The organism is Nocardioides soli (assembly GCF_014191495.1).
Classification (GTDB): Bacteria; Actinomycetota; Actinomycetes; order Propionibacteriales; family Nocardioidaceae; genus Nocardioides; species Nocardioides soli.
The window spans coordinates 42,422-48,941 of sequence record NZ_JACHWR010000008.1 but is presented as its reverse complement, the minus strand read 5'-3'; the positions used below and the strand labels follow the sequence as shown (position 1 = coordinate 48,941).

At 73.4% G+C, this 6,520-nt stretch carries 4 protein-coding genes; 2 read left to right on the top strand and 2 right to left on the bottom strand.

From position 1 onward, the window contains the following. The coding region (locus tag FHU40_RS26170; RefSeq protein ID WP_183595454.1) for a penicillin-binding transpeptidase domain-containing protein at positions 1-1,484 on the top strand (1,484 nt) is incomplete at its 5' end. 99 nt (positions 1,485-1,583) lie between these two features. On the opposite strand, the gene FHU40_RS26165 is transcribed toward FHU40_RS26170, so the two are convergent. Further along, positions 1,584-3,680, bottom strand: a complete 2,097-nt coding sequence (locus tag FHU40_RS26165; protein WP_183595453.1) for an elongation factor G-like protein EF-G2 — start codon at positions 3,678-3,680, stop codon at positions 1,584-1,586. Positions 3,681-4,029: 349 nt separating this feature from the next. On the opposite strand from FHU40_RS26165, the gene FHU40_RS26160 reads away from it, so the two are divergent. Next, the gene (locus FHU40_RS26160; RefSeq protein WP_183595452.1) at positions 4,030-5,499 is read left to right on the top strand and encodes an NAD-dependent succinate-semialdehyde dehydrogenase; all 1,470 of its coding nucleotides are present in this window, start codon (positions 4,030-4,032) and stop codon (positions 5,497-5,499) included. Between the two features lie 18 nt (positions 5,500-5,517). Here FHU40_RS26160 and FHU40_RS26155 read toward each other — a convergent pair whose 3' ends face one another. After that, positions 5,518-6,471, bottom strand: a complete 954-nt coding sequence (locus FHU40_RS26155; RefSeq protein WP_183595451.1) for a hypothetical protein — start codon at positions 6,469-6,471, stop codon at positions 5,518-5,520. Positions 6,472-6,520: the final 49 nt, after the last annotated feature.

The window sequence follows — 6,520 nt, the reverse complement described above, 5'->3', positions numbered from 1 at the left end:
CGCTGCAGTCGGGCACGGTCCTCGACGTCACCACCGTCCGCGCCGACCGGGGGCTGATCCTCGGCAACAAGGGCGACGTGATCGTCACCGACCGGGCGGTGACCCGCTTCGGCATCGACCGCTCCCAGGTGCCGGCCAAGCGCGCGGGCGAGTCCGCGCGCCGGCTCGCACAGCTGCTGGACCTCGACGCCGCGGCGTACGCCGAGCGGGTGAAGGCCGCGGGCGACAAGGCGTTCGTCGAGGCGATCGTGATCCGCAAGGACGACGTGCCGGCCGCGGTCGCTCAGGGTTACGGCTCGATCAAGGGTGCCGTCGCGATCGCCGACGACATCCCGCTGGGGCCGAGCCGCGAGTTCGCGCTGCCGATCCTCGGCTCGGTCGGCGCCGTCACCGCCGAGATGCTCAAGGAGCATCCCGACCGCTACCAGGTCGGCGACCAGGCCGGGCTCTCCGGGCTCCAGGCTCGCTACGACGAGCAGCTCCAGGGCGTCGACGGCGCCGTGGTGAACGCCGTGGCCTCCGACGGCGGGGAGCGCGAGCTCTACCGGGTCGACGCGCAGCCCGGCCGGCCGCTCGAGCTGACGATGGACCTCCAGGCGCAGCATGCCGCCGAGGCGGCGCTCGCGGACGTCGGCCCGGCGAGCGCACTGGTCGCGATCCGTCCCTCCGACGGGGCGATCCTCGCCGCGGCCAACGGGCCCGGCACCGACGGCTACAACGTCGCGACCTACGGTCAGGCGGCGCCGGGCTCGACGTTCAAGACCGTCAGCAGCCTGGCCCTGCTGCGGGCCGGACTCACGCCCCGGACCGTCGTGCCCTGCACCGCGGAGGTCGTCGTCGACGGCAAGCCGTTCGAGAACTACGACGACTACCCGAGCGGGGCGCTCGGGGACATCCCGCTGAGCGCCGCGGTCGCCAACTCCTGCAACACCGCCTTCATCGCGAGCGCCGACAAGCTCTCCGACGGCGACCTCGCCGGCGCGGCCGCCTCGCTCGGGCTCGGGATCGACCACGACCTCGGCTTCCCGTCGTACTTCGGCCAGGTGCCCGACCCGAAGTCGGAGACCGAGGCCGCAGCCGACCTGATCGGCCAGGGCGGCATCCTGGCCTCCCCGATGGCGATGGCGACCGTGATGGCCTCGATCCAGGCGGGCGAGACCGTCGTGCCCCGGCTGGTGAAGTCGGTCGAGGTCACGGTGCCCGACGAGGCCGCGCCGCTCGGCAAGGAGGAGGTCGCCGCGCTCCGCTCGATGCTGCGCGGCGTCGTCACCTCCGGCAGCGGGCGTGGCCTGCTCGACGTGCCCGGCGGACCGGTGATCGCGAAGACCGGCACCGCCGAGTTCGAGCGCGACGGCAAGGTGCTCCTGCACGCCTGGATGGTTGCCGCCCAGGGCGACCTCGCCGTCGCCGTGTACGTCGACGAGGGCGACTCCGGCTCCGGCACCGCCGGGCCGATCCTGGAGCAGTTCCTGCGGTCGCGGTAGGGGGTTTCGGCTGCTGACAGCCGAAACCCGCAGGACACGCCGTGAGGCGCCGGCGTGTCGTGCGGGTTCTGGCTGCTGACAGCCGAAACCCCGCAGGGGTCACTCCCGCGGGGCGACGGTGCGCGCGACCTCTTCGGGCATCGGCTCGTAGTGGGCGAAGGACCGGGTGAAGACGCCCGAGCCGTGGGTGGAGGAGCGCAGGTCGACGGCGTAGCGGACCAGCTCGGTCTGAGGCACCTCGGCCTGCACGGAGGTGCGGTCCTCGCCGACCTTGTCGGTGCCGAGCAGCCGGCCGCGGCGGGCGGAGAGGTCGCTCATCACCGGGCCGACCAGGTCGTCGGGTACGACGACGGTGACGGTGTCGTAGGGCTCGAGCATCGTCACGGTGGTGGCGGCCGCGGCCTCCCGCAGCGCGAGGGCGCCGGCGGTCTGGAAGGCCATGTCGGAGGAGTCGACGCTGTGGGCCTTGCCGTCGGTGAGCGTTACCCGCAGGTCGACGACGGGGTGGCCGAGGCGCACGCCCTTCTCCATCTGCGACCGCACACCCTTCTCGACCGAGAGGATGAACTGCCGCGGCACCGCGCCGCCGACGACCTTGTCGACGAACTCGAAGCCGCTGCCCTCCGGCAGCGGCTCCACCTCGAGGTGGCACACGGCGTACTGACCGTGGCCGCCGGACTGCTTGACGTGCCGGCCCAGGCCCTTCGCGGCGCCGGCGAAGGTCTCGCGCAGCGACACCACGAACGGCTCCTGGTCGACGTGGACGCCGTACCGCTCGGTCAGCCGTTCGAGCGTGACCTCGGCATGCGACTCGCCCATGCACCAGAGCACCAGCTGGTGGGTCTCGGGGTTGTTCTCGATGCGGAGCGACGGGTCCTCGGCGGCGACCCGGGTGAGCGCCTGGGAGAGCTTGTCGTCGTCGGCCTTGCTGCTGGCGACGATCGCGACCGGCAGCAGCGGCTCGGGCATCGACCACGGGCGCAGCACCCGGGGCTCGTCGACCGACGAGAGCGTGTCGCCGGTCTCGGCGCGCGACAGCCGCCCGATCGCACAGATGTCGCCGGCGACCACGTTCCCCGCCGGTGCCTGGGCCCTGCCGAAGACGTGGGCGAGCGCGCCGATCTTCTCGTCCTCGTCGTGGTCGGGGTGGCCCGCGGACTCGCCGAAGAACGACGAGAAGTGGCCGGACACGTGCACCGACTGGTCGGCGGCCAGCGTGCCGGAGAAGACGCGCACCAGGCTGAGCCGGCCGACGTAGGGGTCGCTGGTGGTCTTCACGACCTCGGCGACCAGCGGCCCGTCGGGGTCGCAGCGGATCGGGTCGGCGGTCGCGCCCGAGGGGAGGAACACGTCGGGCGCGGGGTGCTCGGCAGGCGACGGGAAGCCCCGGACGGCGAGGTCGAGCAGCTCCGCGCAGCCCACGCCCGTCATCGAGCAGACCGGGACGACGGGGAAGAACGTCGCGCGCGCGACCGCCCGCTCGAGGTCCCCGACCAGCACCTTCTCGTCGATCTCCTCGCCGCCGACGTAGCGGTCCATCAGCGTCTCGTCCTCGGACTCCTCGATGACCGCCTCGATCAGGTCGCCGCGCAGCCCGGTGGCCTCGGCCGCCTCGCCGGGTGCGAGCAGCCCGGTCAGCGCCACCACCTCCCCGTCCTCACGCACGGGCACGAACAGCGGCAGCAGGCGGTCGCCGAAGGCGGCCTGTGCCTGGGCCAGCAACCCCTCGTAGTCGGCCCGCGCCTGGTCGAGCTTGGTGATCACGACGGCGCGCGGCATCCCGACGCTCGCGCACTCGCGCCACAGCGAGCGGGTGCCGTCGTCGACGGCCTCGTTGGCCGCGATCACGAAGAGCGCGCAGTCGGCCGCGCGCAGGCCGGCCCGCAGCTCGCCGACGAAGTCGGCGTACCCCGGGGTGTCGACGAGGTTGACCTTCGTGCCGTCGTGGACAAGCGGGGCGACCGCGAGCGAGATGGTGCGGCCGTGGGCGTGCTCGGACTCCTCGTGGTCGCAGACGGTGGTGCCGTCGCGCACGGAGCCGGCGCGCGGGATCGCGCCCGAGGCGGCGAGCAGGGTCTCGGCCAGCGTGGTCTTCCCGGACCCGGCCGGGCCCACCAGCACCACGTTCCTGATCCGGTCTGGGCTGCTCGCCCCCAGATCTTGTCCCGACGCTCTCCGGTTGCTCTTGTCGGCCATGGCCGACACCTCCCTGCGCTGGCTGAGGCGGCCCCTGTCGAACCCTTGATCCGAGGGAACTCCTCCGCGCGCGTCGACACAAGGGGCAACGGGCCCTCATTCGGCGGCCGAAATGACGCGGGGCCCCGGTGTGCACGCCGGGGCCCCGCTCCTTGGGACTCCGTCGATCCGCCGCGAGGGGGTGCGCCGGATCGGAACATTCCAAGGGTGAGCCCCTCGCTGCATGGGGTCAGCAAGGGGCTCTTGCCGACACAAGGTGCTCCCTCCGAGTCGACCCTCCAAGAGTGTCACGTTTGCGGTGGGGGTGTCAGTGGTTTCCCCGAAGGCGATCGAGTGTCACGCTGGCAGCATGGATGGCCAGATCAACGGACTCGACCTGCTCGGCCCCGACACGCGCGGCCTCTACGTCGGCGGCGCCTGGCGCGAGGCCGAGGGCGGCGAGCGCTTCGACGTGATCGACCCCGCCGACGGGTCGGTGCTCACCGACGTGGCGAACGGGTCGCCGGGCGACGCCGTCGAGGCCCTCGACGCGGCGGTCGACGCCCAGGCGGACTGGGCGCGGACCGCGCCGCGCGAGCGCGGCGAGATCCTGCGCAGGGCGTTCGAGCTGATCACCGAGCGCGCCGATCGCTTCGCGCACCTGATGAGCCTCGAGATGGGCAAGACCGTCGCCGAGTCGCGCGGTGAGGTCGCCTACGGCGCCGAGTTCTTCCGGTGGTACGCCGAGGAGGCGGTGCGCGTCCACGGTCGCTGGATGCAGGCGCCGGCCGGCGGCAGCCGCCTGCTGACCATCAAGAAGCCGGTCGGTCCGTGCCTGTTCATCACCCCGTGGAACTTCCCGCTCGCGATGGGCACCCGCAAGATCGGGCCGGCGGTCGCGGCCGGCTGCACGATGGTGGTCAAGCCCGCCAGCCAGACGCCGCTGACGATGCTCGCGCTGGCCGCCCTGCTGGCGGAGGCGGGGCTCCCGGCCGGGGTGCTCAACGTGGTGACGACCAGCCACACCCGCGAGTTCAGCGAGACCCTGCAGGCCGACGACCGGCTGCGCAAGGTGAGCTTCACCGGCTCGACCGCGGTGGGCCGGGTGCTGGTGCGGCAGTCGGCCGAGCAGCTCCAGCGGCTGAGCATGGAGCTCGGCGGCAACGCGCCGTTCATCGTCTTCGACGACGCCGACATCGACGCCGCGGTCGACGGCGCCATGGTCGCGAAGATGCGCAACATGGGGGAGGCGTGCACCGCCGCCAACCGGTTCCTGGTGCACTCCTCGGTCGCCCAGGAGTTCGGCGAGAAGCTCGGCAAGCGGATGGGCGCGCTGACCGTCGGCCGCGGCCAGGACGACGGCGTCGACGTCGGCCCGCTCATCGACGAGCAGGCCGTCGAGAGCGTGGGCCAGCTCGTCACCGACGCCGTGCACGACGGCGCGAAGGTCGTCGTCGGGGGCTCGGCGCCCGACGGTGCCGGCTACTTCTACTCGCCGACCGTGCTGCTCGACGTGCCCGCCGACTCGGAGATCAACGTGCAGGAGATCTTCGGCCCGGTCGCGCCGATCACGACGTTCGAGAGCGAGGAGGAGGCGATCCGCCGGGCCAACGACACCGAGTACGGACTCGCGTCGTACGTCTACACCCGCGACCTGGCGCGCACCATCCGGGTCGCGGAGTCGCTGGAGTACGGCATGGTCGGCATCAACTCCGGGCTGATCTCCAACCCGGCGGCGCCGTTCGGCGGCGTCAAGGCCAGCGGCTTCGGGCGCGAGGGCGGCTTCGAGGGCATCGAGGAGTACCTCGAGACGACGTACGTCGCGCTGCCCGCCGGCTGACCCGGGTCGGCCCGGCAATCAGCGCGCGGCCTGCCGGGCCAGCCACGCGTCCCAGCCTCGGTCGAGCCGGTCGCGGCCGCGTGCGGCGGGCCGGTCGGATGCCCAGCTGCCGAAGACATCGTCGGGCCCGGCCCCGGTGGCGTGCAGGCGCAGCCAGGCCGGGAGGTCGGTGGCGCCGAGCGCGACCTGGGCCGCCCGCACGAGGGGCGCGAGCGTCCGGCCGTGGCGGGCGACGGTGAGTTGCTCGGGCGTCCTCGCCGCCGCGACGTCGACCGTCAGGTCGAGCCGCACGTGTCCGGCGCGGCGGTCGAGCTGCCAGGAAGGCACCCACACGGGCTGGCCCTCCGCGCCGGCGCCGCGCTGCACGGCCTCGAAGAGGCGTAGGTCGCGGCCCGTCATCCGGCCGGTCGCGGTGAAGGTGCCGGGGCCGCTGTCGAAGACCCACACGGTCCGGTCGCTCCCGTGGCCGATCCGCCGGGCCCGGGCCACGTCGTGCGCCGCGCCGCCCCCGGAGCGGACCCGGACCGTCTCGCCGTCCGGGCCCACGGCGTACGACACGGCTCCGAGCATCGTGTCGGTGAGCCGGAGCCAGGTGCGGAGCACGGCCCTGCTGCCACGCCGATCGCCGAAGCCGTCGCCGACGGTGAGCTCCGACTCCGGCGTGACGGCCGAGACCAGGGTCAGCCGGTACGACGGGTAGCCGCGGTCCGCGGCGACCGCGTCGACCTCCGAGACCAGTGCCGCCAACCCGGCCGCGTCGTCGACGGCCGCGGCGTAGGTGATCCTGATCGCGCCGGACCGGTCGGGGCCCGGCTGCGTGACCTCCGCGGCTCGTACCTGGTCGAGGTGTCGCAGCCCGCTCTGCACGGCGAGTGCCGGGTCGGGAGCGCGTGAGCAGGCCGCCAGCCCGGACAGGAGGAGCGCGCCGGTGGCGAGCGTCGCCGCGGCCCGCCGCCCCCCGACGATCCCCATGCGGAGAATGGTGGCCCATCCGGGTGTCGCCCGGACGGGAAACGGGAGG

Coding starts and splice junctions, on each gene's coding strand:
- FHU40_RS26155 (WP_183595451.1), bottom strand. CDS start 6,471: ATGGGGATCGTCGGGGGGCGGCGGGCCGCGGCGACGCTCGCCACCGGC.
- FHU40_RS26160 (WP_183595452.1), top strand. CDS start 4,030: ATGGATGGCCAGATCAACGGACTCGACCTGCTCGGCCCCGACACGCGC.
- FHU40_RS26165 (WP_183595453.1), bottom strand. CDS start 3,680: ATGGCCGACAAGAGCAACCGGAGAGCGTCGGGACAAGATCTGGGGGCG.